A 25,671-nucleotide genomic window follows, 5' to 3' on the forward strand; every position below is an offset into this window, starting at 1 on the left:
TGAACGGAGGTGAGGGACGGCGGGCGGGGGCAGCGGTGAGGCGGTGCCTCAGCTGGTACGGCCCTTCGCGTCGAAGGCCTTCATGCGGTCGAGGACGCCGTCCGCCGAGGGGCGCAGCATCTCGTCGACGATGCGGCCGTCCGCGAGGAAGATCACGCGGTCCGCGTAGGAGGCGGCCACCGGGTCGTGGGTGACCATGACGACGGTCTGGCCCAGCTCGCGCACCGAGTTCCGCAGGAAGCCGAGGACCTCGGCGCCGGAGCGGGAGTCCAGGTTTCCGGTCGGCTCGTCGCCGAAGATGATCTCGGGCCGGGAGGCGAGGGCGCGGGCGACGGCGACGCGCTGCTGCTGGCCGCCGGAGAGCTCGGTGGGCCGGTGGCTGAGCCGCCCGGAGAGGCCGAGCATGTCGATGACCTGCTGGACCCACTGCTTGTCGGGCCTGCGGCCGGCGATGTCCATCGGCAGCGTGATGTTCTCCGCCGCGGTCAGCGTCGGCAGCAGGTTGAACGCCTGGAAGATGAAGCCGATCTTGTCGCGGCGGAGCTGGGTGAGCTGCTTGTCCTTGAGCGTGGACAGCTCGGTCTCACCGATCCGTACGGAGCCGGAGGAGAAGGAGTCCAGGCCCGCGACGCAGTGCATGAGCGTCGACTTGCCGGAGCCGGAGGGGCCCATGATCGCGGTGAACTCGCCCTGGCGGAAGTCGACGCTGACGCGGTCGAGCGCGACCACCTGGGTCTCTCCGTGTCCGTAGACCTTGGTGAGCTCCGTGGCGCGGGCGGCCACCGCGGTGGCGCGGGGCACGGTGGAGGTGGTGGTCACGAGGGGGACTCCTGTTCACTGCGGCGTCTCGGGAACCACTCCATCGTCCCGAGCGTTCCGGGTCGGGTCATCCGTCCCTGTGCCCGTTCCCGAGGCAGTCTCGAGTCGCATCGGCGAGGCTGACCCTCCTCCTGAGGTATGACGGCGCCCCCGAGAGGGGGCGCGCGCCGGAGGACCGGGAGAGGAGGCCGTGGAGGGGTGCCGGGGGGAGCCCGGCGGGAGGCCGGGGGACGGCTCGTGGAGGGGCCCGCGGGAGGTGACAAACCTGCGGCGAGTTTTCGTCATTCCGGGGTGCCGAGCTTTGCGGCCGCGATCCCCGTCCCCGTTCGCCATACCGGCCCCGACCTGCACTGACGCACCCTCAGACGTCAATAAAATAAGACAACATCGGGTCCGCGTACCGCTGAACGAGGGAAGCGTCCCGATAGGCTCATGTGCCAACGCGGAGCTTCGCGGCAACGCCCGGATGGTGGAATAGCAGACACGGCGAGCTTAAACCTCGCTGGCCTTCGGGCCGTACCGGTTCAAGTCCGGTTCCGGGCACCACCGGGCCCCAGGCGAGCGCCTGCGGCCCGGCCCCCGGCCCCCTCGGCCGCCGCCCCTCCCCTCCTCTCCTCTTCCCTTCCTTCGTTCAAGAGGAAAAGATCCTCCCCGAGCACGAGAGAGTTTCTTTTGCCTACGCATTACCCTTGACACAGGGCCGTGCAGTACGGCCCGCCATGGAGGAGTGAGATGAGGAGCAGCAACCCGGTCTTCTCGCGACGGGGGTTCAGCCGCGACAACGGCTACGCGGGCGTGAACGCGCAGCAGCCGCAGGCCGGGGGCCCCGCCGTCGGAACCAACCCCTACGCCACCGGCAACCCCTACGCCGAGGGTGCCGCCAACCCGTACGCGACCAACCCGTACGCCCCGCAGGACGTGCAGCAGGGCGCCCCGCAGCAGGTCCGCGGCAACGCGATGACGATCGACGACGTCGTGAGCCGTACGGCCATGACGCTCGGCACGGTCGTCCTCACCGCCGTCCTGTCCTGGGTGCTCCTGCCGGTCGACCCGGCGAACCTGGGCAAGTCCTACGGCATCGCCATCGGCGCGGCCCTGGTCGCCCTGGTCCTCTCGCTCGTGCAGTCCTTCAAGCGCAAGCCGTCTCCCGCGCTGATCCTGGGCTACGCGGCGTTCGAGGGCGTCTTCCTCGGCGTGATCTCGGCCGCCGTCTCGACGTACATCGGCGACGGCGTCGTCATCCAGGCCGTCCTGGGCACCATGGCGGTCTTCGCCGGCGTGCTCATCGCCTACAAGCTCGGCTGGATCCGCGTCAACCGCCGCTTCTACGGCTTCGTGATGGCCGCGGCCATGGGCTTCATGCTGCTCATGGTGGCCAACCTGCTGTTCCAGGTCTTCGCCGGCGGCGACGGCCTCGGCTTCCGCAGCGGCGGCCTCGGCATCCTCTTCGGTGTCATCGGCGTCATCCTGGGTGCCTGCTTCCTCGCCCTCGACTTCAAGCAGGTCGAGGACGGCGTGACCTACGGCGCGCCGCGCGAGGAGGCCTGGCTGGCCGCCTTCGGCCTCACCATGACGCTGGTGTGGATCTACCTGGAGATGCTGCGTCTGCTGTCGATCCTGCAGGGCGACGACTGACGCACCCCGTGACTCGGGGGAAGGGCCCGTCCGGCTTCGCGCCGGGCGGGCCCTTCCGCGTATCCGCGTACCCCCGTGCCCGTCGGCGGGCCCGCTACAGCATGCGGCGGGCCGCCCGGCGGAGGTCGTACTCGTGGATGATCGCCTTGGCGTGGCCGTACGCGAGCTCGTGCTCGCCGCGCAACCAGCTCAGCTTGTCCTCGAAGCGGAGGAGCGAGGGGCCCTCCTCCACGGCCTTCAGCCAGTCGGCGATCTCGCGACCGGTGCACTGGGGGATGCGGGCCAGCAGGTTGCGGTGGGTCTCTTCGGAGAAAGAGTGGGACATCGGCGCCTCCGGACGCGTTGTGCCGTGTGCTCCTTCACGCCACCGTGCCGGGGCGGTCGCCCGTTGGCAAGGGGCCAGGGAGGGCGCGTAGGGTCGCGGAGTGCTTGATACGAGTGAACTGACCGCCGCCGCCGAACGCCTCGCCGACCGGCTGCGGGCCGCTCCGCACAGCCGTCTCCAGCGGGGTGCGGCGGCCGAGGGGCTCGCCCTGGCCCGTGAGCTCTCGCTGCGCGCCCAGCGCGCCGAGAACCCCGGCCGGGAGCCGCTGACCATGCCCGACGCGGGCGTCTTCACCGTCGGCGACCAGCTCCTCGTCGCCGCCCACGATCTGGCCGAAATCTTGCGAACGGCCCCGGCCGGCTCGCGCGAGGCGGAGCTGGCCGAGGCCGTGGGACTGGTTCGGGAGGCGGCGGCCCGGACGGGCCTGTAGCCGTTACAGGGAGGCGATGACGCGGTCGGCGAGGATGTAGACGTTCTCGTCGTCGGTGTCACCGTACGAGAAGGTCAGCGCGAAGGCGCCGGAGACGCCCGAGCCGCCGAGCAGAACCGGGGTGCGGCCCGCGCGCAGGGCCTCCGCCAGGCGCTCCGCCGTCTCGCGGTGGCCGGGGGTCATACAGAGCGTGGTGCCGTCGGCGAAGACGTACACGTCGAGGGTGCCGAGCGGGCCGGGGCGCACGTCCGTCAGGGCCGTGCCCGTGTCCGCGAGCTCCTCCAGGCGGGCCACCGTCCGCTCGTGGTCGGTGACGACCGGGGTCTGCACCGGCACGAAGTCCGGGTGCGAGGGGTGCCGGCGGCGGGCCGCCGCCAGCTCCGGGGAGTCCTCGGGGAACTCGTCCAGCGGGTCCACGACGCCGTCGAGCGCGACCCCGTCCAGGGCGGCGCCGTCGAGGGCGGCCGCCTCCGCCTCCATGGCCTCCAGGGCCATCGCCTCCAGGCCCGCGAAGTCGGACTGGCGCGGCACGAAGAAGGGACCGTCCTCCGCGGGGCCGCCGAGGCCGCCGAGCAGGGACGGGGCGTCCGCCGCGTCCCGGGCCTCCTGCGCGGCCCAGAAGGCCCGCGCCTCGGCGAGCTCGCGCTCGCGCTCCTCGGCCAGCGCCTCCGCGACCGCGGCCCGTATCTCGGCGGCGGGCGAGGCGGCCCGGGCGGCCGGGACGGTCACCCCGTGAGCCGTGGCCAGTTCCGACCGGAGGGCGGTGACCTCCTTGCGAAGACCGTGGACGGCGTGCAGGGCAGCAGCGCCCACGGCCGTGGCAGCGGCCGTGGTCAGCAGCAGGGCAAGAGACATGGCGCTCACTGACGTACTCCCGATTCCGAGTCGATCCCCCCGACTTCCTACATCAGCTTGTCCTGGGGTGGGGCACGCTGTCAGTGCATTACGTCACGAATTGGACAGGTATTTCTACCCGGCGTTTGGTCCCGAAACGGCCCTGACCTGGGAAAACGAACTCCCCCGGGATGTAGGTCACATCCTGGGGGAGATTCGGTCACGGCTCGGACGCGGGACGGTTGCCCGACTCGGCCCGTGGAAAGCGGTCGATCCGGCGCGGGCTCAGCTCAGTCGGCTCGGCTCAGCCGCTCGATTCTTCGGCCCGCGTCAGCTCAGCCGCTCGATGACCATCGCCATGCCCTGGCCGCCGCCCACGCACATCGTCTCCAGGCCGAACTGCTTGTCGTGGAACTGGAGGCTGTTGATCAGCGTGCCCGTGATGCGGGCGCCGGTCATGCCGAAGGGGTGGCCCACGGCGATCGCGCCGCCGTTGACGTTCACCTTGTCCAGGTCGAGGCCCAGGTCCTGGTAGGACGGGATGACCTGCGCGGCGAAGGCCTCGTTGATCTCGGCCAGGTCGATGTCGCCGATGGTCAGGCCGGCGCGCTTCAGGGCCTGCTTCGACGCCTCGACCGGGCCGAGGCCCATGATCTCGGGGGAGAGGCCGGAGACGCCGGTGGAGACGATCCGGGCCAGCGGGGTCAGGCCCAGCTCGCGCGCCTTGGTGTCGGACATGATCACGAGCGCGGCGGCGCCGTCGTTCAGCGGGCAGCAGTTGCCGGCGGTGACCAGGCCGTCGGGGCGGAAGACCGGCTTCAGGCCCTGCACGCCCTCCAGCGTGACGCCCGCGCGCGGGCCGTCGTCCGTCGAGACGACCGTGCCGTCCGGGAGGGTCACCGGGGTGATCTCGCGCTCCCAGAAGCCGTTCTTGATGGCCTGCTCCGCGAGGTTCTGCGAGCGGACGCCGAACTCGTCCATCTCCTGGCGGCTGATGCCCTTCCAGCGGGCCAGGTTCTCCGCGGTCTGCCCCATCGCGATGTACGCGTCGGGGACCAGGCCGTCCTCGCGCGGGTCGTGCCAGGTGGAGCCCTCGGAGGCGGCGACCTCGGCGGTGCGGGCCTCGGCCTCGGCGAAGAGCGGGTTGCGCGTGTCCGGCAGGGAGTCCGAGTTGCCCTTCACGAAGCGGGACACCATCTCGACGCCGGCCGAGACGAAGACGTCGCCCTCGCCCGCCTTGATGGCGTGCAGCGCCATGCGGGAGGTCTGCAGCGAGGAGGAGCAGTAGCGGGTGACCGTGCAGCCGGGCAGGTGGTCCATGCCCATCTGCACCGCCACGATGCGGCCCAGGTTGTTGCCCTGCTCGCCGCCGGGCAGACCGCAGCCGAGCATCAGGTCGTCGATGTCGCGCGGGTCGAGCTCGGGCACCTTGGCCAGCGCCGCCTGGACGATGGTCGCGGTGAGGTCGTCCGGCCGCAGGTCCTTGAGGGAGCCCTTGAAGGCCCGGCCGATGGGCGAGCGGGCGGTCGAGACGATCACGGCTTCGGGCATCACGGCTCCAGGAGGGTACGGAAGGGGCGGCGGACTGAAAGGGAAGTTACCCGTACGTACCGCACGGGTCACCGCCCTGACGGTGTGACGCGGACCTCTTTTCTAAGCGAGCGCTCAGTCGACGGTCCCCGCGGCCCGCGCCCCCGCGTCCTCCGGGGCCGGCTCCGCCTCCACCGCCGCCGGGAGACGGCGCCGGCGCCGGTGCTTGAGCAGCGCCCACGGGGCCCGCGCGCCCGTCACCTCCGTGCCCGCCTCGCGGGCCGCCTCGGCCGCCGCCTTCGCCACCGGCAGCATGTCCTCGTGGCGCTCCGGCTCCAGCCGGTCCGGCTCCGGCCAGACGCCCAGCGCGGCGCAGAGCGTCGGCAGGACGGCCATCGCCGCCGTCGCGTACCCCTCGGCCGAGGGGTGGAAGTTGTCCACGGCGAACATCTCCCGCGGGTTCGCCGCGAACTCCGGGCCGAGCAGGTCGCCCAGCGACACCGTCCGCCCGCCCTGCTCCACGACCACGATCGTCTGCGCCGCCGCCAGCTGCCGGGACGCCCGCCGGGCCAGCCAGCGCAGCGGCTGGTAGACCGGCTCGATCGTCCCCAGGTCCGGGCAGGTCCCGACGACGACCTCCGCGCCCGCCGTCCGCAGCCGCCGGACCGCCGCCGCCAGGAGCCGTACCGACTCCGTCGGCGGCATCCGGTGCGTCACGTCGTTCGCCCCGATCATGATCACGCACACGTCCGGCGGGCCCGGCGACTGCGCGAGGAGCAGCGACACCTGCCGCTCCAGGTCGTCGGAGCGCGCCCCCGACAGCGCCACGTTCCGCAGCACCACCGGGCGCTCCGCCACCGCGGCGAGCCCGGAGGCGAGCAGCGCGCCCGGCGTCTGGCCCGAGCGCCGCACGCCCTGGCCCGCCGCCGTGGAATCACCCAGAAGGGCGAGCCGCAGGGGGTCCTGCGTGCCGAACGCCCGGCCGTACAGACCGTCCGCCCCCGGTGGCAGCGGCGCCGCGCCGTCCCCCACCGTCCGCTTCGCGAGGTGCGCCTCGGCGAGGAGGACCCCGACCGCCGCCACCCCGAGCAGGCCGATGCTCCCGCCCCCGTACGCCGCACCCGCGGCGATCCGCCGTGCCACCCTCGCCCTCGACATGGGGCCGTCACCTCCGTCAAGCCGTTCGGCGTCCCCGGGAGCCGTTCAAGGGTCTAACTGCCCCGTAACCGGCTCCGACTACGCATACGCTGGCCACACCATTACGGAGACCCCGGAGATTACGGTGCAATTCCACGACTCGATGATCAGCCTCGTCGGCAACACCCCGCTGGTGAAGCTCAACAACGTCACAGCGGGCATCCAGGCGACCGTCCTGGCCAAGGTCGAGTACTTCAACCCCGGCGGCTCGGTCAAGGACCGGATCGCCCTGCGGATGATCGAGGCGGCCGAGCAGAGCGGCGAGCTCAAGCCCGGCGGCACCATCGTCGAGCCCACGTCGGGCAACACGGGCGTCGGCCTGGCGATCGTGGCCCAGCAGAAGGGCTACAAGTGCATCTTCGTCTGCCCCGACAAGGTGTCGCTCGACAAGATCAACGTGCTGCGCGCCTACGGCGCCGACGTCGTCGTCTGCCCGACCGCCGTCGACCCCGAGCACCCCGACTCGTACTACAACGTCTCGGACCGCCTGGTCCGCGAGACCCCCGGAGCCTGGAAGCCCGACCAGTACTCCAACCCGAACAACCCGCGCTCGCACTACGAGACCACCGGTCCCGAGCTGTGGGAGCAGACGGACGGCCGGATCACCCACTTCGTCGCGGGCGTCGGCACCGGCGGCACCATCTCGGGCACCGGCAACTACCTGAAGGAGGTCAGCGGCGGCAAGGTCAAGGTTGTCGGCGCCGACCCCGAGGGCTCGGTCTACTCCGGCGGCTCCGGCCGCCCGTACCTCGTCGAGGGCGTCGGCGAGGACTTCTGGCCCACCGCCTACGACCGGAACGTCACCGACCGGATCGTCGCCGTGTCCGACAAGGACTCCTTCCAGATGACCCGCCGCCTCGCCAAGGAGGAGGGCCTCCTCGTCGGCGGCTCCTGCGGCATGGCGGTCGTCGCCGCCCTGGAGGTCGCCCGCGAGCTCGGCCCCGACGACGTCGTCGTGGTCCTGCTCCCGGACTCGGGCCGCGGCTACATGTCGAAGATCTTCAGCGACGAGTGGATGGCCGGCCACGGCTTCCTGGAGGACACCACCACCGCCACCGTCGCCGACGTCCTGCGCCACAAGGAGGGCGGCCTGCCGTCCCTCGTCCACATGCACCCGGACGAGACGGTCGGCCAGGCCATCGAGGTGCTCCGCGAGTACGGCGTCTCCCAGATGCCCATCGTGAAGCCCGGCGCCGGCCACCCGGACGTGATGGCCGCCGAGGTCGTCGGCTCGGTCGTCGAGCGCGAGCTGCTCGACCACCTCTTCACCAAGAAGGCCTCCCTGGAGGACCCGCTGGAGCGGCACATGAGCGCGCCGCTGCCGCAGGTCGGCTCCGGCGAGCCGGTCGCGGACCTGATGTCCGTCCTCGGCGGGGCGGACGCGGCGATCGTGCTGGTCGAGGGCAAGCCGACCGGTGTCGTCAGCCGCCAGGACCTGCTGGCGTTCCTGGCGGGCGGCGGCGCGAAGTAGCCCGCGCGGCCGTTCGCGCAACCGGTACGAGCGCGACACGTCCGCGCAGCACCCGCTTAACACGGGTCCTGCACAGTAGGTCCTGTCGGCGTCACGGACCACCGGAGCGGCTCCCGGGCCTCCAGCGACGCCGCGGACGCGGAGACCGGCCCTGACCCGGGCCCGTGTCCCCCGCGGGGACCGCCGTCGTCCCGCCCCCCAGTGATGGGGGTGCGGCGGTCCCCGCGCAATCCGTTCCCGGCGCAATCCGTTCCCCGCGCAATCCGTTCCCGGCGCAATCCGCTCGCCGCGCGATCCGCTCCCCGCCCGTGCCCGCACGCGTGTGCATATCCTTATGCAGAAGCATGCGGGGATGAATAGGCGGAAGGGGGACGGCATGAGCGACAGCCCGGCCGGACGGTTGCAGGCGCTCTTCGAGGGGCACCGGCTGACGCCCACGCAGCGGCGCATCGCCCACTGCATGGTCCGGCGCGCCGGTGACGTGCCGTTCCTGTCCAGCGTCGAGCTCGCCGAGCTCGCCGGGGTCAGCCAGCCGTCCGTCACCCGCTTCGCCGTCGCCCTCGGCTTCGACGGCTACCCGGCGCTCCGCCGCCATCTGCGGGAGGTCGCGCCTCCCGAGCGCGGCGCGGGCCGGGACGACGGCCACAACGAGTACCAGCAGGCCGTGCTCGCCGAGATCGAGAACCTGAAGCACCTCGCCGGGCTCCTCGCCGACCCGTCGCCCGTCGAGCGGGCCGGGCGGCTGCTCGCCGGGTCCCGGCCGCTGCTCGTCCTCGGGCTGCGCGCCGCCTCCTCGCAGGCGCGCGGCTTCGCGTACTTCGCTGCCAAGGTCCACCCCGACGTGCGGCTGCTCGACGAGGGCGGTTCGATGCTCACCGACCGCGTCGACGCGGCCGTACGGGCCGGGGCGACGGCGCTGCTCTGCTTCGCGCTGCCCCGGCACCCCCGCGAGGTCGTGGAGGCCCTGGAGTACGCCCGGGCGGCGGGGCTCACGGTCGTGACCGTCGCCGAGTCGGCGTTCGCGCCCGTCGCCGCCCACAGCGACCTGCTCATCCCGGCCGCCGTGGGCACCGGCCTCGCCTTCGACACCGCCTGCGCGCCGATGATGCTCGGCCGGGTCCTCCTGGAGGCCATGGCGGACGAGCTGCCGGACGCGCAGGCGCGTCTGGAGGAGTTCGACACGAAGGCGGCGGCCCGGGGCCTCTTCGTGGAGTGAGGCCGGGGCGCGGCGGTCAGATCTCCAGTTCGGCCTCGATCTTCTTCAGCTGGTGGCGGGCCATCGCCAGGTTCGCCCGGCCCTTGTCCAGGGCCAGGTAGAGGAACAGGCCGTTGGTGCCGCGCGACTTGAGCAGCCGGATCAGGTGGTAGTGCTTGCCGAGGGTGATGAGGATGTCCTCGATCTCGTCGTCGAGGCCGAGCATGTCCATCGCCCGGACCTTGGCCCGTACGACGTCGGTGTTGCCGGCCGCGGCCACGTTGAGGTCCAGCTCCTTGCCGCCGCCGATCGTGCCGAGCGCCATGCCGCTGGTGTAGTCGACGAGGGCCGCGCCGATCGCGCCGTCGATGGAGGCCGCTTCCTTGAGGGAGGTCTCGGTGTTCGCCATGGTGTCGTACTTCTTCCTTCTCGGTGGGTTGCGCGTGGTCGCGTCGGTGTTCCGGTGTCGTCAGGTGCGGTGTCGTCAGGGGGTCGGTGTCGTCAGGGGTGGGGCCGGCTGAGGTCGCGGCGCTCCAGGGCGCCGTCGACGAGTTCGCCAATGAGCGCACTGGACCTGCGGGCCTCCAGGTGGAGCCGCCCCACGTTGATGCGGGGCTCCGCGAGCAGCGTCAGGACGGCCGAGCGGCCCGCTGCGTACGTCGCCACGTAGCCGTCCTCGCCGCGCACGAGCAGCTCGCGGAAGCGGCCCTGGCCGGTGGCGTCGGTCAGCCGGCTGCCGACGCCGAGCGCCGCGGCCGTCAGCGCGGCCACGCTCTCCGCCTCGCCGTCGACCGTGTCGTGGGCGAGGACGAGGCCGTCGGCGCTGGCCGCGAGCGCCCCGGTGAGCTGGGGCAGCCTGGCCCGCAGCCGTCTGAGCTCGCCGAGGACCTCGGCTTCTGCCGTCATGAGCTGTCTCCTCTCGGCGCGCATGCGCAGGGCACGCCTCATCACAGGTGTGCCTCCAGGGCGTCACGGAGCCGGCGCAGCAGGGCGATGTCGGGATCGGCCAGGGGCGTGGCCGGCAGGGCCGAAGGCGGGGGGGCGGGGCGGGGGGTGGGCGCGGGTTCGGGTTCCGTCTCGACCAGGCCGGCGGCGGCGAGCCTGCGGACGTCGAGCAGGGTGTGGAAGGCGGGGCGGCCGAGCAGCCGGGCGAGCTCGGCCGGGGTCCGTCTCCGCTCGGCCGCGGCGGCGAGCAGGGCCCGGTGGCGGGCTCCGACGGACTGGCCGGGGGCGGCGGGGCGGGGGACGACGGGGGCGGTGTCCACGGAGGCGTACGGCCAGACGGCGTCGAGGAGTTCGCGGCGGCGCACGGTCTCGCGCTGGACGGCCTCGGCGGAGACCGGGCGCACCGTGCCGAACCAGTGGCCGACCCCGTACCGGAAGCGGGTGGGGCCGCTGGTGGGGGAGAGGGCGAAGAAGGCCGCGTCGAAGACGGCGCCGAGGTGGCAGATCTCCAGCTCGCCGTCGTGCAGCCGGCCGCTGTCGACGAGGAAGCGGCCGACCGCGCGGTGGGCGCCGGCCCGGTCGACGGCCTCGTCCCAGCCCTCGCGGGGGAGCCGCCCGCCGGTGGTGAGGAGGACGTCCACGCCGGGCGCGGCGGGGCTCTCGGCGTGGACGACCCGGCCGTCGACGAGGTAGAGCGTGCCGTGGTCGCGCAGCAGGGCTCCGGTGGCGCGCTCGGCGGCGAGCCGGACGAGCATGGGGGAGACGGTCATCCGAGGACCAGCCTCTCGGCGAGGTCGCGGAGGCGGATGCGCGCGAGGGCGAGGTTGCCGGTGTCGCGGTCGAGCCAGAGGTGGAGGAAGACGCTGCTGTCGAAGGCCGTCGCGACGAAGCGGATGACGTGGAACCCTGAGCGGGTGGTGACGATCAGGTCCTCGACGGGCGGGGCCTTCGGGTCGCCCGGGGCTTCGCGGGGGAGGCCGCCGGGTGTCTCGCCGGGAACGGCGCCGGACGCCTCGGCGGGGGCGGTGAAGCTGTCGAACTCGGCCGCCGCGCGGGCGAGTTCAGCGGTCTCGGCGGCCGTCGTCTCGTGGTCGCCGACCGGTGATTCGCCCGCCGTCCCGAGGGCGAGGCCGCTGGTCCAGTCGACCAGGGAGGCTCCGCGTGCGCCCGGCAGGAGCATGGCCTCCATCAGGCACTCGTCGATTCCGGGCACGCGGGCTCCCCTCCCGTTGCGGCGTGCGGACGCACGGCACGCGGACGCACGGCCGTGCGGCGCACGGGGCGTACGCCAGTGACGGTGACGTTACTGAACGTCCCGCTCCGAGGGAGGGGTTCTGGCATTTTCCATCGGAACATGCCTGAGGCTGGCCGGAATTGATCGGCGAGAATGCCGGGAGGCCCCCGGCGGGCCTCGACGGCCCCGCGCGGTTCAGGCGCGGGACTCCACGTCGTGCGCGATGTCGGACAGGTCCTTCGCGAGGGCCTTCGCGACCGCCCTGGCGCCGAAGCGGGCGAGCAGCCGGGTGACGGCGCCGGGCGCGCGGCCGTCGGCCCGGCGGGCGGAGAACGTCATGCGCAGGACGGTGGCGTCCGGGCGCCCGGACGGCCGCAGGGCGAGTTCGGAGACGTAGCGCATGCCGTGCGACTCGGCCTGGGTGACGTACCGCTCCGGTGCCTCGCACGCGGTCACGGTCATCTCCTCCGTGGCCTCCCTGCCCAGCATCCGCCGCGTCTCGCGCCAGCGGGTGCCGACGCCGAAGACGCCCTCGGTGAGCACCTCCACCCTCTGGACACCGGTCAGGACGCGGGGCATGTCCGGGAGGTCGGTGATCGCCTCCCAGACGCGCCCCGCGGAGGCGGCCACCCGGCGCTCCACGACGACGGTGGTGGTGCCCCTGTCCCGGTCCGAGCCTGGTGTGGTCATGGGTCCATGGAAGCCGTGGCGCGGGCCCGCCGCTACCGGACGAGCGCGTCCGCGTGGGCGCCGCCCGCCTCCGCCACGATCTCGGCCGGGGTCTGGGCGGGGCGGACCGTCGCGAAGGCGACCGTCCCGTCGTCGGCGACCGTGAAGCCGTGCACGGCGGGCCTCGGCAGACTGTTGTAGGCGTAGTGGTGGGCGAAGGCGTACGCGCCGGTGTCCGGGACGGCCACCACGTCCCCCGGGCGCAGCAGCGGCAGCGCGCGGCCCGTGGCGAGCAGGTCCCCGGCGAAGCAGGCGGGGCCCGCGACGTCCTGGACGGTGACCTCGCCGGTGCGGGGGCGGCCCTCGGCGTCGTACGCGAGGACGCGCAGCGGCCAGGCGGCGGGGGCGTACACCGTGCGGGTGGCCAGCTGCACGCCCGCGTGGGTGACGGCGATGGGGCGGCCGCCGGAGGTCTTCGTGTACTCCACCCGGGTGAGGACCGTGCCGTGCTTGGCGAGCAGGGAGCGGCCGAACTCGGTGACGAGGCGGTAGCGGCCGGCGGTGAGGCCGGGGACGGTGTCGGCGAGCAGGCGGGCGTACTCGGCGTACGTCGGCGTCTCCTCGTCGGAGGCGAAGTTGACCGGCAGTCCGCCGCCGATGTCGAGGGTGTCGACCTGGCGGCGGCCGGCCCGGGCGTTGATCTCCTCGGCGAGCGCCCACGCCTCGCGCACGCCCTCGGCCATGAGCGCGAGAGGCACCCCCTGGGAGCCGGTGTGGGTGTGCAGGCGGGTGAGCCAGGGGCGTGCGAGGTACGCCCGGACGACGGCCTCGCGTGCCCCCTCGTCGCGCAGCGCCACCCCGAACTTGGAGGTGGCGGTGGCGGTCGAGAGGGCGTCGATGGAGCCGGCGCCGATCTGCGGGTTCACCCGCAGTCCGAGCGGCGAGGCGGTGGGCGCGGAGGCGACGAGCGCGTCGAGGCGGGCCAGCTCCTGGAAGTTGTCGGCGTTGACCGCGATGCCGAGCGCGAGGGCCTCGCGCAGCTCGGCGGGGGTCTTGGCGGGGGAGTCGAGCACCGTACGGGAGGCGGGGACGCCGGCGGCGCGGGCGAGGGCCAGTTCGCCGGGGCTCGCGACCTCGACGCCGAGGCCCGCCTCGTGGAGGAGGCGCAGGACGGGGACGAGCGGGGCGGCTTTGACGGCGAAGGCGTGGAGGGTGCCGGGGGTGGGGGTGGAGGCGGCGGGGGTGGTGCCCGGGGCGGTGCCCGGGGTGGGGACTGTGGCGGTGCCGGGGGCGGCGCCGCCCGCTCCGGCGCTCGGGCTCGCACCCGCGCCCCCGCCCGTACCGCCGAGCGGGGCGAAGGCGCTGATCAGGGCGGCGGCGGAGGCGCGGATGCCGGCCGTGTCGAGGAGGGCGACGACGGGCTGGGCGGGGGTGAGGAGTCCTTGGGCGACGGCGGCTCGGACGGCGAGATCGCGGCGGGAGGAAGCCATGGGAGTCATCCTGGCCCATCGCCGGAGCGGCACGCCCTGTTGACTACATCTATTCATCAGGTCAGGATGTGAATATCTGATCGACAACGAGGAGGCATCGCCATGTCAGGACCCCGCCCCGTACGGGCCCCGCGCGGTACGGAACTGAGCGCCCTGGGATGGCAGCAGGAAGCCGCCCTCCGCATGCTCCAGAACAACCTCGACCCCGAGGTCGCCGAGCACCCCGACAAGCTCGTCGTCTACGGCGGCACCGGCAAGGCCGCCCGTGACTGGCGCTCCTTCGACGCCATGGTCCGCACCCTGAGGACCCTCAAGCAGGACGAGACCATGCTGGTCCAGTCCGGCCGCCCGGTCGGCGTCATGCAGACCCACGAGTGGGCCCCGCGCGTCCTCATCGCCAACTCCAACCTCGTCGGCGACTGGGCGAACTGGGAGGAGTTCCGGCGCCTGGAGCAGCTCGGCCTCACCATGTACGGCCAGATGACCGCCGGCTCCTGGATCTACATCGGCACCCAGGGCATCCTCCAGGGCACCTACGAGACCTTCGCCGCCGTCGCCGCGAAGAAGTTCGGCGGCACGCTGGCCGGCACCATCACCCTCACCGCCGGCCTCGGCGGCATGGGCGGCGCCCAGCCCCTCGCCGTGACCATGAACGACGGCGTCGCGATCTGCGTCGACGTCGACCCGCGCGCCATCGAGCGCCGCATCGAGCACCGCTACCTGGACGTTAAGGCCGACGACCTCGCCCACGCCCTCCGCCTCGCCGTCGAGGCCCGCGACGCCCGGCGCCCGCTCTCCATCGGCCTCCTCGGCAACGCCGCCGAGCTGCTCCCGCGGATGCTCGCCGAGGGCGCCCCGATCGACATCGTGACCGACCAGACCTCCGCCCACGACCCGCTCTCCTACCTGCCGGTCGGCATCGCCTTCGAGGACATGGCCGACGCCGCCGCGAAGGACCCGGCCGGGTTCACGACCCGGGCCCGCGAGTCCATGGCCCGGCACGTCGAGGCCATGGTCGGCTTCATGGACGCGGGCGCCGAGGTCTTCGACTACGGCAACTCCATCCGCGGCGAGGCCCAGCTCGCCGGATACGACCGCGCCTTCGCCTTCCCCGGCTTCGTCCCGGCCTACATCCGCCCGCTGTTCTGCGAGGGCAAGGGCCCCTTCCGCTGGGCCGCCCTCTCCGGCGAGGCCTCGGACATCCACAAGACGGACAAGGCGATCCTCGACCTCTTCCCCGAGAACGAGTCGCTGCGCCGCTGGATCACGATGGCCGGCGAGCGCGTCCACTTCCAGGGCCTGCCCGCCCGCATCTGCTGGCTCGGCCAGGGCGAGCGCGACAAGGCCGGCGCCATGTTCAACGACATGGTCGCCGACGGCACCCTCGCCGCCCCGCTCGCGATCGGCCGCGACCACCTCGACTGCGGCTCCGTCGCCTCCCCGTACCGCGAGACCGAGGCCATGCTCGACGGCTCCGACGCCATCGCGGACTGGCCGCTGCTCAACGCCATGGTGAACGTCGCCTCCGGCGCCTCCTGGGTCTCCCTCCACCACGGCGGCGGCGTCGGCATGGGCCGCTCGATCCACGCGGGCCAGGTCTCCGTGGCCGACGGCACCGCGCTGGCGGGCGAGAAGATCCGCCGCGTCCTGACGAACGACCCCGGCATGGGCGTCATCCGCCACGTCGACGCCGGATACGACATCGCCGAGCGCGTCGCCGCCGAGAAGGGCGTCCGCGTCCCGATGCGCGAGGGCTCGGACGGCCAGGGCTCGGACGGCCGGGGCTCCGAGGGCGCCGGTTCCAAGGCCGCAGGCCCCGAGGGCTCCGGCGCCACCGACGGCGAGGCCTCCGCGTGAGCGAGAGCTTCCACGCCATGTGGCGGTCGCTGCGGCCCCTCGGCCGCAGCGCCGCCTCGGGCGGCTACCGCCGCTACGCCTGGACCGGCGCCGACGCCGACTGCCGCCTCTGGTTCCGGATGCAGGCCGAGGCCCGCCGCCTGGACGTCGAGACCGACCGCAACGGCAACCAGTGGGCCTGGCTCGGCGACCCCGCCGCGGGCGACGCCGTCGTCACCGGCTCCCACCTGGACTCCGTGCCCGACGGCGGCGCCTTCGACGGCCCCCTCGGCGTCGTCTCCGCGTTCGCCGCCCTCGACGAACTCCGCGCCCGCGGCGCCTCGTTCCGGCGGCCCCTCGCCATCGTCAACTTCGGCGACGAGGAGGGCGCCCGCTTCGGCCTCGCCTGCGTCGGCTCCCGCCTCACCGCCGGCCGGCTGACGAAGGAGCAGGCGTACGAGCTCCGCGACGCCGACGGGATCACCCTCCCGCAGGCCATGGAGGCCGCGGGCCACGACCCGGACACCATCGGCCCGGACCCCGAACGGCTCGCCCGGATCGGCGCGTTCGTCGAACTCCACGTCGAGCAGGGCCGCGCCCTCGACCTGTCCGGCGACGCCGTCGGCATCGCCTCCGCCATCTGGCCGCACGGCCGCTGGCGGTACGACTTCGCGGGCGAGGCCAACCACGCGGGCACCACCCGGCTCGTCGACCGGCGCGACCCCATGCTGACGTACGCCGAGACCGTCCTCGCCGCCCGCCGCGAGGCCGAACTCGCGGGCGCCGTCGCCACCTTCGGCAAGATCTCCGTCGAGCCGAACGGCGTCAACGCCATCCCGTCCCTCGTGCGCGGCTGGCTCGACGCCCGCGCCGCCGACCAGGGCGCCCTGGACGCCGTCACCGCCGGGATCGAGGCAGCCGCCCGCGCCCACGCCGACCGCCACGGCATCGACCTGGCCGTCGTCCGGGAGTCCTTCACCCCGGTCGTCGACTTCTCGCACGCCCTGCGCGACGAGCTGTCCCGCGTCCTCGGCGAGAAGATCCCCGTCCTCGGCACCGGAGCCGGACACGACGCCGGAATCCTGTCCGAGTCGATCCCGACCGCCATGCTGTTCGTACGGAACCCCACCGGGGTCTCGCACTCCCCGGCCGAGTTCGCCGCCGAGGACGACTGCGTGGCCGGGGTCCGCGCCCTCGCCGACGTACTGGAGGACCTGGCGTGCCGCTGACGACGACGTACTGGCTGGAACACGCCTGGCTCGACACCCATGTCGAGCCGGGCGTGGCCCTCGACGTGACCGACGGCCGGATCGCCGCCGTGCGGACCGGGGCCGACGCCCCGCCGCCCGGCGCCGTCGTCCTGCGCGGCTTCACGCTCCCCGGCCTGGCCAACGCCCACTCGCACGCCTTCCACCGGGCCCTGCGCGGCACCGTCCAGGTCGGCTCCGGAACCTTCTGGACCTGGCGCGAGGTCATGTACACCGTCGCCCAGCGCCTCACCCCCGACAGCTACTTCGCCCTCGCGCGCGCCGTCTACGCGGAGATGGCCCTCGCGGGCGTCACCGCCGTCGGCGAGTTCCACTACCTCCACCACGCGCCCGGCGGCACCCCCTACGCCGACCCCAACGCCATGGGCGAGGCCCTGATCGCGGCCGCCGCCGACGCCGGCCTCCGCATCACCCTCCTCGACACCGCCTACCTCTCCTCCGGCTTCGGGGCCGCCCCCGAACCCCACCAGCTCCGCTTCACCGACGGCACCGCCGACGCCTGGGCCGAGCGGGTCTCCGCCCTCAAGGAGCGCGACGGCGTACGGATCGGGGCGGCCGTCCACTCCGTCCGCGCCGTCCCCGCCGACCAGCTCGGCACGGTCGCCCGCTGGGCACAGCACCGGCGGGCCCCGCTCCACGTCCACCTCTCCGAGCAGACCGCCGAGAACGACGCCTGCCTGGCCGCCCACGGCATGACGCCCACCGCGCTCCTCGCCGAACACGGCGTCCTCGGCCCGCGCACCACCGGCGTCCACAACACCCACATGACGGACGCCGACATCGCCCTCGTCGGCTCCACCTCCACCGGCACCTGCATGTGCCCCACCACCGAACGCGACCTGGCCGACGGCATCGGACCCGCCGCCGCCCTCCAGCGCGCCGGCTCCCCGCTCTCGCTCGGCAGCGACAGCCACGCCGTCATCGACCTCCTGGAGGAGGCCCGGGCGATGGAGCTCGACGAGCGGCTCCGCACCCGCACCCGCGGCCACTGGACCGCCGCCGCGCTGCTGCGCGCCGCCACCGCCGACGGCCACGCCGCCCTCGGCTGGGACGGGGCGGGCACCCTGGAGCCCGGCGCCCTCGCCGACTTCACGACGATCGCCCTCGACTCGGTCAGGACAGCGGGACCGGTGCCGCGTCTGGCAGCCGAGACGGCGGTATTCGCAGCGTCGGCCGCGGACGTGCGGCACACGGTCGTGGGCGGCCGCCACGTCGTGCGGGACGGGGTCCACCAGTCCGTGCCCGACGTGCCCCGGGCCCTCGCGGACGCGATCGCCGCCCTGCGCGGCTGAAGGAGACAGCTCTCATGACCACCGGCCCCGAGACGACGAACAGCCCCGAGACGACGAACAGCGCCGCGGCGACCTCCGCCCCCACCAGCGCGAACAGCACCGTGGCCACGAGCGCCACCGCCGTCGTCAACATCGCAAGCCTCGTCACCAACGATCCCTCCCTCGGTGATCGATCCCCCCTGGGCCTGATCCAGGACGCGGCCGTCGTCGTCGAAGGCGACCGCGTCGTCTGGGTCGGTGAATCCAGCAAAGCACCCGCCACTGACAACCGCGTCGACGCCGGCGGCCGCGCGGTGATCCCCGGCTTCGTCGACTCCCACTCGCACCTGGTCTTCGCCGGCGACCGCACCGCCGAGTTCAACGCCCGCATGTCGGGCCAGGCGTACAAGGCGGGCGGCATCCGCACCACCGTCGCCGCGACCCGCGCCGCCACCGACGCCGAACTCTCCGCGAACGTCGTCCGCTACCTCACCGAGGCCCTCCGCCAGGGCACCACCACCTTCGAGACCAAGTCCGGCTACGGCCTGACCGTCGAGGACGAGGCCCGCGCCCTGCGCATCGCCGCCGAACACACCGACGAGGTCACCTACCTCGGCGCGCACATCGTCTCCCCGGACTACGCCGACGACCCCGCCGCCTACGTCGACCTCGTCACCGGCCCGATGCTCGACGCCTGCGCGCCGTACGCCCGCTGGGTGGACGTCTTCTGCGAGAAGGGCGCCTTCGACGGCGACCAGGCGCGGGCGATCCTCACGGCCGGCCGGGCCAAGGGCCTCCACCCCCGCGTCCACGCCAACCAGCTGAGTCACGGCCCCGGCGTCCAGCTCGCCGTGGAACTCGACGCCGCCAGCGCCGACCACTGCACCCACCTCACCGACGCCGACGTCGACGCCCTCGCCTCCGGGAACACCGTCGCCACCCTCCTGCCCGGCGCCGAGTTCTCCACCCGCGCCCCGTGGCCCGACGCCCGGCGCCTCCTCGACGCGGGCGTCACCGTGGCGCTCTCCACGGACTGCAACCCGGGCTCGTCCTTCACGTCCTCCGTGCCGTTCTGCGTCGCCCTCGCCGTACGGGACATGGGCATGACCCCCGACGAGGCCGTCTGGTCCGCCACCGCGGGCGGCGCCGCGGCCCTGCGCCGCACCGACGTCGGCCGCCTCGTCCCCGGCGCCCGTGCGGACCTCACCGTCCTGGACGCCCCCTCGCACGTCCACCTGGCCTACCGCCCCGGCGTCCCGCTCGTCGCGCAGGTCTGGCGGAAGGGCGTCCGCACCGTCTGAGAAACCGGTGGCCGCGGCGGCGGCGCCCGTGCGAGCGTGACCCCCATGGGGAACTCACGGGCGTACGCCGTCCACCGGACCACCGACGCCCTCGACGCGTACGAGCGGGCGCGGAAGCTCGTCGCGCTGCTCGAGTACGTCGACGACACCGTCTACATCGACGCCGGGGTGCGCACGGTCGAGCAGGCGCGGCGGGTGAAGGAGCTGTTCCCAGGGCCGACTATGGTCGACCACGAGGAAGCCCGGTACGACCCGGAGACGGGCACGTACCTCTTCTGCGAGCTCGACCTCGACACCGCCACCGACGACGAGATCCGGGCCGAACTGCCGCTGGCCCTCTCCGGCGACGTGCCTTCGGCCGTGGCCGAGGCGATCGCCGAGGCGGTCGTGCGGGCCGCCGACCAGGGTCAGGGAACCGTCGAGTGGCACGGGCGGTGGCCGGACGACGCCGAGTCGGACAGCCGCGGCTCCGCCAAGTACGACGGCGTGCAGCTCCTCCTGCACGGGGACCGGGCCCAGATCGGCGACTGGACCCCGCACCACACCGTCTTCGTGCACGTCGACAAGTGGGGCGACCTCCCCCGGGCGGCGAAGCTCGCCGCCCACATCGGCGGCGAGGTCCTGGACGGCCCCGAGCTCGGCTGGTAGGCACCGGCCCCCGCCCCGTCCGTCCCCGGACCACCACCGCTCCCCCCCCGGTGTCCGCTCCTTCACGGGTTGGCCACAGAAAGACCGAGTATCCCTGTCTCGGAGGGTTGTGGACCGGTACCGTCCTGTCCTGGCAGGACTCAGGGGGAAGACCGGGGGGTCGGCAAGGTGAGCGCTGTCCGCATGCGGATCGTGAGGCCGGGGGAGCTGAGCGAACGCGAGGTCGAGGCGTGGCGCGAGCTGCGGACCACGTCCGGCGCGCCCGCGAACCCGTTCATGGAGCCGGAGTTCACCCGGCTCGTGGCCGAGGTGCGGCCGCGCTCACGGGTGGCCGTCTGGTGGGAGGGGGACGAGCCCGTCGGCTTCTTCCCGTACGAGAAGGGGCCGTTGGGCCAGGGGCGGGCCATCGGCTTCGGCGTCTCCGACAGCCAGGGGGCCGTCCTGCGGCCCGGACTGCGGCCCGGCGCGCGCGCCCTGCTGCGCCACTGCGGGCTCTCCGTCTGGGAGTTCGACAACCTGGAGGCCGGGCAGCCCCTCTTCGAGGGCGCGGCGACCGAGGCCTTCGCCTCGCCCGTCATCGACGTCGGCGAGGGGTACGCGGCCTACGAGGCGCTGCTGCGCACCCAGGCGCCCAAGTTCCTGAAGACCACGCTCGCCAAGGAGCGGCGGCTCGGCCGCCAGGCGGACGGTGAGGTGCGGTTCGTCTTCGACGAGCGCGATCCGGCGGCCCTGCGCACGCTGATGGAGTGGAAGTCCGCCCAGTACCGCAGGACGGGCCGCCGCGACCGCTTCGCCAAGGAGTGGATCACCACGCTGGTGCGCCGGCTGCACGGGCTGCGGAGCGCGGGCTGCTCGGGCGTGCTCTCCGTGCTGTACGTGGGGGAGCGGCCGGTCGCCGCCCACTTCGGGCTGCGGTCGGCGACCGTCCTGTCCTGCTGGTTCCCGGCGTACGACCCGGAGTTCGCGAAGTACTCGCCGGGCCTCGTCCTCCATCTGCGGATGGCCGAGGCCGCCGCGGCGGCCGGGATCGGGATGCTGGACCTGGGGCGCGGCGACGCCGAGTACAAGGACGCCCTGAAGACGGGGGAGCTGACCGTGTACGAGGGGGCCGTCGTGCGCCCGGGCGCACGGGCGGCCCTCCACTGGCTGGGCCGCGAACCCGCCCGCCGTGCGCACCGCTTCGTCCGCGGCCGCCCCGCGCTCGCGGCCCGCGGCCGCACCGCCCTCAACCACCTCGCCCGCCTGCGGGTCACCCGTTAGCCGCCCCGTACACCCGCCCGTGGGAGAAGTCCCGATGAGCAACCGTCCGCCCCGGCCCGTCTCCGTCGCCGAGCTCGACCTCGACCTCGACCTCGACGTCGACCCCGATGTCGGCCCGGATTCCGGTCCCGACCCGGCCGTCCTCTCCTTCCGGCCCGCGCCCGGCGGGCCGCCCGTCGAGGCCGGGGACGTCTACGCGCTCGTACGGCTCCGGGGGCGTCCCGCCGCCACCGTGCTGGGCACCGTGGGCGAGGGGCAGGACGCCGCCCAGGTGCTCGCCGCCCTCGCCCGGGACCGGCTCGCCGAGGACGGTCGCAGGGCCCGGACCGCCGCGGAGGCCCTGGCGGCGGCCGACACCGCGTCCCGCCCGGGACCCGGACCCGCGGCCCCGGCGGCCCCGCCGCGCGCCTCCGTCGTCGTCGCGACCCGCGAGCGGCCCGAGCAGCTCGCCCGCGCCCTGGATTCGCTGCTCGACCAGGACCACCCCGACCACGAGCTGGTCGTCGTCGACAACGCGCCCCGCACCACCGACACGTACGACCTGGTCACGAGGAAGTACCCGGGCCGCGTCCGGTACGTGCGCGAGGACACCCCGGGCCTCGCCGTCGCCCACAACACCGGCGCGGCCGCCGCGGACGGCGACGTCCTCGCCTTCACCGACGACGACGTGATCGCCGACCCGGGCTGGCTGCGCGCGCTCACCGAGCCGTTCGCCGCCGACCCGGGCCTCGGCTGCGTCACCGGGCTGATCCTGCCCGCCCGGCTGCGCACCCCCGCCCAGATCCTCCTCGAATCGCACGGGGGCTTCGCCAAGGGCTTCGCACCGCGCCTGTACGACGCGGCCCGGCCGCCCGCCGACGAGCCGCTGTTCCCGTTCACCGCGGGCAGCTTCGGCTCCGGCGCCAACATGGCCTTCCGCGCCGACGCGCTCCGCGCCGCGGGCGGCTTCGACCCGGCCACCGGCACCGGGACCGCCGCGAAGGGAGGCGACGACCTGTACGCGTTCGTCGCCGTGCTCTCCGCCGGCTTCCGGCTCCGCTACACGCCCGAGGCCGTCGTCTGGCACCACCACCGCGAGACCTGGCAGGACCTGCGGAACCAGGCGTACGGCTACGGCGCCGGCCTCACCGCGTACCTCACCGCCACCCTGGTCCGCAGCCCCCGCCTGCTGCCCGCGCTCCTCGCCCGGCTGCCCCGCGGACTCGCGCACGCCCGGACGATGACCGCCCGGCGCGGGGAGGGCCACGAGGGCGGCGTCCCCGGCGAGCACGGCACCCACCACCACCCCTGGCCTCGCAGCCTCTCCCGACTGGAGCGACGCGGCATGCTCTACGGACCCCTCGGCTATCTGACGGCGCGTGCGCGGGGAGGGAGGCGATGAGCGGAGCACCCGTCGGCAGCCGCATACCGGTCCTCCTCTACCACGCGGTGACGGAGGACCCGCCGGAGTGGATCGCCGAATTCACCGTCACCCCGAAGGAGTTCGCCGCACAGCTCGACGCGATCGTCGCCAGCGGCCGGACCGCCGTCACCGTCGGCACCCTCGTCGACCACCTCACGGCCGGCACCCCGTTGCCGCCCCGGCCCGTCGTCCTGACGTTCGACGACGGCTTCGCCGACCTCGTCGGGCCGACCGCCGAGGCGCTCGCCTCCCGCGGGCTGCCCGCCACCGCCTACCTCACCACCGGGGCGATCACCCCGGGCCGGCCGTGCCTGCTGCCGCCCGCGCCGATGATGACCCTGGCGCAGGCCCCGCGCCTGGAGCAGTACGGGATGGAGGTCGGCGGCCATACCGTCACCCACCCCCAGCTGGACACCCTCGCCCCGAAGGCCCTGCGGCGCGAGCTGCGCGAGTCGAAGGCGGTCCTGGAGGACGTCCTGGGGCACGAGGTCCGCCACCTCGCCTACCCGCACGGCTACAACAGCCCGGCGGTGCGGCGGGCGGCGGCCGCCGCCGGGTACGCCTCGGCCGCCGCCGTCCGGCACGCGCTCAGCTCCGGGGCCGACGAGCCGTACCGCATCGCGCGCCTGATCCTGCGGCGCGGGCACACCGTCGCCGACGTCGAGCGGTGGATGGAAGGGCGGGGCGCGAAGGCGGCGCCGTACCCGGACTCGCTGCCCACGGTCGGCTGGCGGATGTACCGCAGGGCGCGGGCCCTGCTGAAGGGGCCGGAGTTCGCCGGCTGAGCGATCCGGGGAACCGACGGACAAGCTCGACAACCCGCACGTACCGTGCGGGAGTCGATTCATGGACGAGAAGCGCAGTGCGTAGGGGGAGAGGCGTCGTGCAACACCAAGGGCCCAGACCGGTGACCGGGGACGGCGTGCCCGCCCAGGCCCCGCCGCCCGCCGCACCCGACCGCGAGGCCGCGGCCCCGCCCGCCACGGGGGCCGCCACCGAGACCACGACCGAGACCGAGAACAAGACCGGGGCCGGGACCGGCGCCAGCACCGGGGCCGGGGCGGAGGTCACGCCGGAGCGGACCGCGGCCGCCCGGCCCGCCCCCCGCCGCACCGGCCCCGCCGCCGCGCTGCTCTCCCCGACGGCCCTCGGGATCACGCCGCTGCTCGTCGCCGCCGCCCTGTGGCTCTGGGCGCTGCCCAGGATCGGCTTCCGCTCCATCGAGGAGTTCGGCCTCCTCGACCGCTTCCCCCTCGCCTTCTACGCCGCGCTCGCCGTCCTGACCCTCGGCTTCGTCCTCACCCTGCGGCGCGCGGGCACCGCACCGCTCTGGCCGGCCACCTACTGCGCGGCGATGCTCTTCGCCCTCAAGGCCCCGCCCGCGATCCTCTACGACACCGTCCGCTACGCCTGGGCGTCCAAGCACGACGCGATCATCACCCGGCTGCTCACCGAGGGCACCGTCCACCCCGGCCGCGAACTCTCCGGCGGCATGTCCGCCTACGACCAGTGGCCCGGCTTCTTCGCCCTCGACGCCGCCCTCGTGCGGGCCTTCGGCGTGGACGCCGCCGCCTCCTTCATCAACTGGGCCCCGGTCGCGCTCGGTCTGCTCACCGTGCCCGTCCTGATCCTCGTCTACCGCACGTTCAGCGACGACTGGCGGCTCGTGTGGACCGGCGTGTGGATCTTCCAGCTGGCGAACTGGGTCGGCCAGGACTACCTCTCCCCGCAGGGCTTCTCGTACCTGCTCTACCTCACCGTCTTCGCCGTCGTCGTCCGGCACTTCGTCCGGCCCGGCTCGGCGGGCCCGCTGCGCGACCGCTCCGCGCTCGACCCGGCCGCCGCCGCCGTCCCGCCGCCCACCACCACCCGACAGCGGGCCGTCGCCGTCCTCTTCCTGATCCCGGTCATCGCGACGATCAACGCCGCCCACCAGCTCACCCCGGTGATGCTGTGCGCGTCGCTCTTCGCGCTCTGCCTCACCCGCCGCTACCGCAACTGGGGCCTCCTCGCCGTCGCCGCGGCGATCATGCTCGCCTGGGACCTGACGATGGGCCGCGAGCTGTTCCTCGACACCCTGGGCACCCTGCGCGAGAAGGCCGGCGACCTGCTCGGCAACTCGCGGCCCGGCTTCGCGGGAGACCCGACCGGCCCCGGCCCCGAACTGGTCGGCAGCGCCAACGTCCTCATGGTCCTCGCCCTCGGCGGGCTCGCCGCCGCGGCCGTGCTGCTCCGCCGCAGGCTGGCCCGCAGTGCCCTGCCGCTGATCCTCGCCGCCGCCGCGCCGCTGCCGATGTTCGCCGTCAACGACTACGGCGGCGAGATGGTCTTCCGGGTCTACCTCTTCGGCCTGCCCGGCGCGGCGTTCTTCGCGGCCGCCGCGCTCGTCCCGGCCGCCGGGGCCGCGAGCCGCGCCGCCACCGTCGCCCGCCGCGCGGCTGCCGTCGCCCTGCCCGTCACCCTGACGGCCATGCTGGCCGGCTTCCTGCCCTCGTACTACGGCAAGGAGGGCATGCACTACGCGCCGCCCGGGGAGACCGCGCTCACCCGCCTCGCCTTCGACCGGGCCCCGGAGGGCTCCCTGATCATCGCCGCGACCGGAGCCTTCCCCGACGCGTACTACCGCTACGACAAGTACGAGCGCTGGTTCTTCACCGAGCAGGAGGTCGAGGAGAACCTCCGCATGCTCAAGGACCCCGCCGGCTACCTCGCCGGAGGCGTCCCCGAGGGGCGCACGGCCTTCGTCATCCTCACCCGCACCCAGTCCGAGGCCGTCATCGGCGAGGGCTACCTGCCGGAGGGCGGCTTCGACACCGTCCGCGAGGCGCTCAAGGACTCCCCGCGCTTCCACGTCCTGATGGAGAACGAGGACGGGATCGTCCTCCGGTACGGGCCGCCCGCCGGCCCCTGA

24 protein-coding genes and 1 tRNA gene are annotated in these 25,671 nt (G+C 73.9%); 14 read left to right on the top strand and 11 right to left on the bottom strand.

Annotated features, from left to right (window positions below; translation table 11 throughout):
- Positions 1 to 48 precede the first annotated feature (48 nt).
- A complete protein-coding gene (locus ACWDVG_RS21725; RefSeq protein ID WP_451700981.1) occupies positions 49 to 819 on the bottom strand; it encodes an ABC transporter ATP-binding protein in 771 nt (256 codons plus the stop codon).
- A 460-nt stretch (positions 820 to 1,279) separates the two neighbouring features.
- On the opposite strand from ACWDVG_RS21725, the gene ACWDVG_RS21730 reads away from it, so the two are divergent.
- Together ACWDVG_RS21730 and ACWDVG_RS21735 are read left to right on the top strand one after the other, a co-directional pair.
- A tRNA-Leu gene (locus ACWDVG_RS21730) sits at positions 1,280 to 1,365 on the top strand.
- A gap of 186 nt (positions 1,366 to 1,551) precedes the next feature.
- A complete protein-coding gene (locus ACWDVG_RS21735) occupies positions 1,552 to 2,454 on the top strand; it encodes a Bax inhibitor-1/YccA family protein (protein ID WP_451700982.1) in 903 nt (300 codons plus the stop codon).
- Positions 2,455 to 2,548: 94 nt separating this feature from the next.
- Here ACWDVG_RS21735 and ACWDVG_RS21740 read toward each other — a convergent pair whose 3' ends face one another.
- Positions 2,549 to 2,779, bottom strand: coding sequence for a DUF4287 domain-containing protein (locus ACWDVG_RS21740; RefSeq protein ID WP_451700983.1), 231 nt, complete (start codon positions 2,777 to 2,779; stop codon positions 2,549 to 2,551).
- A 100-nt stretch (positions 2,780 to 2,879) separates the two neighbouring features.
- Between ACWDVG_RS21740 and ACWDVG_RS21745 the strand changes: the two genes are divergently transcribed.
- The gene (locus ACWDVG_RS21745; protein WP_451700984.1) at positions 2,880 to 3,209 is read left to right on the top strand and encodes a hypothetical protein; all 330 of its coding nucleotides are present in this window, start codon (positions 2,880 to 2,882) and stop codon (positions 3,207 to 3,209) included.
- Between the two features lie 3 nt (positions 3,210 to 3,212).
- On the opposite strand, the gene ACWDVG_RS21750 is transcribed toward ACWDVG_RS21745, so the two are convergent.
- From ACWDVG_RS21750 to ACWDVG_RS21760, 3 genes are all read right to left on the bottom strand, one after another.
- A complete protein-coding gene (locus ACWDVG_RS21750) occupies positions 3,213 to 4,064 on the bottom strand; it encodes a hypothetical protein (RefSeq protein ID WP_451700985.1) in 852 nt (283 codons plus the stop codon).
- A 309-nt stretch (positions 4,065 to 4,373) separates the two neighbouring features.
- Positions 4,374 to 5,594 carry an acetyl-CoA C-acetyltransferase gene (locus ACWDVG_RS21755; RefSeq protein WP_451700986.1) on the bottom strand — a complete coding sequence of 407 codons (1,221 nt, stop codon included), beginning with the start codon at positions 5,592 to 5,594 and terminating at the stop codon, positions 4,374 to 4,376.
- 114 nt (positions 5,595 to 5,708) lie between these two features.
- Positions 5,709 to 6,731 (bottom strand): SGNH/GDSL hydrolase family protein, encoded by a 1,023-nt coding sequence (locus ACWDVG_RS21760; RefSeq protein ID WP_451700987.1) that lies wholly within the window; start codon positions 6,729 to 6,731, stop codon positions 5,709 to 5,711.
- Between the two features lie 124 nt (positions 6,732 to 6,855).
- On the opposite strand from ACWDVG_RS21760, the gene ACWDVG_RS21765 reads away from it, so the two are divergent.
- The gene (locus tag ACWDVG_RS21765; protein WP_451700988.1) at positions 6,856 to 8,241 is read left to right on the top strand and encodes a cystathionine beta-synthase; all 1,386 of its coding nucleotides are present in this window, start codon (positions 6,856 to 6,858) and stop codon (positions 8,239 to 8,241) included.
- Between the two features lie 376 nt (positions 8,242 to 8,617).
- Entirely contained in the window at positions 8,618 to 9,457 is an 840-nt protein-coding gene (locus tag ACWDVG_RS21770) for a MurR/RpiR family transcriptional regulator (protein WP_451700989.1), read from the top strand.
- Between the two features lie 16 nt (positions 9,458 to 9,473).
- Here the strand turns inward: ACWDVG_RS21770 and ACWDVG_RS21775 are convergent, their stop codons facing one another.
- The 6 genes from ACWDVG_RS21775 to ACWDVG_RS21800 form a co-directional block, all read right to left on the bottom strand.
- On the bottom strand, positions 9,474 to 9,845 hold the full coding sequence (locus tag ACWDVG_RS21775) for a hypothetical protein (protein WP_451700990.1): 372 nt from the start codon (positions 9,843 to 9,845) through the stop codon (positions 9,474 to 9,476).
- 92 nt (positions 9,846 to 9,937) lie between these two features.
- Positions 9,938 to 10,342: a roadblock/LC7 domain-containing protein gene (locus tag ACWDVG_RS21780; RefSeq protein WP_451700991.1), complete on the bottom strand. Its 405-nt coding sequence runs from the start codon at positions 10,340 to 10,342 to the stop codon at positions 9,938 to 9,940.
- A gap of 41 nt (positions 10,343 to 10,383) precedes the next feature.
- Positions 10,384 to 11,151 (bottom strand): transcriptional regulator, encoded by a 768-nt coding sequence (locus tag ACWDVG_RS21785; RefSeq protein ID WP_451700992.1) that lies wholly within the window; start codon positions 11,149 to 11,151, stop codon positions 10,384 to 10,386.
- Positions 11,148 to 11,594 carry a hypothetical protein gene (locus ACWDVG_RS21790; protein ID WP_451700993.1) on the bottom strand — a complete coding sequence of 149 codons (447 nt, stop codon included), beginning with the start codon at positions 11,592 to 11,594 and terminating at the stop codon, positions 11,148 to 11,150. The genes ACWDVG_RS21785 and ACWDVG_RS21790 overlap by 4 nt, the downstream gene beginning before the upstream one ends.
- Positions 11,595 to 11,810: 216 nt before the next feature.
- Complete coding sequence (locus tag ACWDVG_RS21795) at positions 11,811 to 12,305, bottom strand: SRPBCC family protein (protein ID WP_451700994.1); 495 nt, start codon at positions 12,303 to 12,305, stop codon at positions 11,811 to 11,813.
- 32 nt (positions 12,306 to 12,337) lie between these two features.
- Positions 12,338 to 13,783: a diaminopimelate decarboxylase gene (locus tag ACWDVG_RS21800; protein ID WP_451700995.1), complete on the bottom strand. Its 1,446-nt coding sequence runs from the start codon at positions 13,781 to 13,783 to the stop codon at positions 12,338 to 12,340.
- Positions 13,784 to 13,876: 93 nt separating this feature from the next.
- Here ACWDVG_RS21800 and hutU point away from each other — a divergent pair, with 93 nt between their 5' ends.
- The 9 genes from hutU (at position 13,877) to ACWDVG_RS21845 (ending at position 25,671) form a co-directional block, all read left to right on the top strand.
- Positions 13,877 to 15,631 carry a urocanate hydratase gene (hutU, locus tag ACWDVG_RS21805; RefSeq protein ID WP_451700996.1) on the top strand — a complete coding sequence of 585 codons (1,755 nt, stop codon included), beginning with the start codon at positions 13,877 to 13,879 and terminating at the stop codon, positions 15,629 to 15,631.
- Between the two features lie 17 nt (positions 15,632 to 15,648).
- The gene (locus ACWDVG_RS21810) at positions 15,649 to 16,839 is read left to right on the top strand and encodes an allantoate amidohydrolase (protein ID WP_451701020.1); all 1,191 of its coding nucleotides are present in this window, start codon (positions 15,649 to 15,651) and stop codon (positions 16,837 to 16,839) included.
- Positions 16,830 to 18,170 (top strand): formimidoylglutamate deiminase, encoded by a 1,341-nt coding sequence (locus ACWDVG_RS21815; protein ID WP_451700997.1) that lies wholly within the window; start codon positions 16,830 to 16,832, stop codon positions 18,168 to 18,170. The genes ACWDVG_RS21810 and ACWDVG_RS21815 overlap by 10 nt, the downstream gene beginning before the upstream one ends.
- Before the next feature lie 14 nt (positions 18,171 to 18,184).
- Positions 18,185 to 19,450 (top strand): imidazolonepropionase, encoded by a 1,266-nt coding sequence (gene hutI / locus ACWDVG_RS21820; RefSeq protein ID WP_451700999.1) that lies wholly within the window; start codon positions 18,185 to 18,187, stop codon positions 19,448 to 19,450.
- Positions 19,451 to 19,495: 45 nt separating this feature from the next.
- Positions 19,496 to 20,098 carry a hypothetical protein gene (locus ACWDVG_RS21825; protein ID WP_451701000.1) on the top strand — a complete coding sequence of 201 codons (603 nt, stop codon included), beginning with the start codon at positions 19,496 to 19,498 and terminating at the stop codon, positions 20,096 to 20,098.
- A 183-nt stretch (positions 20,099 to 20,281) separates the two neighbouring features.
- Complete coding sequence (locus ACWDVG_RS21830) at positions 20,282 to 21,358, top strand: GNAT family N-acetyltransferase (RefSeq protein ID WP_451701001.1); 1,077 nt, start codon at positions 20,282 to 20,284, stop codon at positions 21,356 to 21,358.
- 34 nt (positions 21,359 to 21,392) lie between these two features.
- Positions 21,393 to 22,739, top strand: a complete 1,347-nt coding sequence (locus ACWDVG_RS21835) for a glycosyltransferase (protein WP_451701002.1) — start codon at positions 21,393 to 21,395, stop codon at positions 22,737 to 22,739.
- On the top strand, positions 22,736 to 23,545 hold the full coding sequence (locus tag ACWDVG_RS21840) for a polysaccharide deacetylase family protein (RefSeq protein ID WP_451701003.1): 810 nt from the start codon (positions 22,736 to 22,738) through the stop codon (positions 23,543 to 23,545). The genes ACWDVG_RS21835 and ACWDVG_RS21840 overlap by 4 nt, the downstream gene beginning before the upstream one ends.
- Before the next feature lie 122 nt (positions 23,546 to 23,667).
- A complete protein-coding gene (locus tag ACWDVG_RS21845) occupies positions 23,668 to 25,671 on the top strand; it encodes a hypothetical protein (protein WP_451701004.1) in 2,004 nt (667 codons plus the stop codon).

This window comes from Streptomyces sp. NPDC003327 (assembly GCF_053589515.1).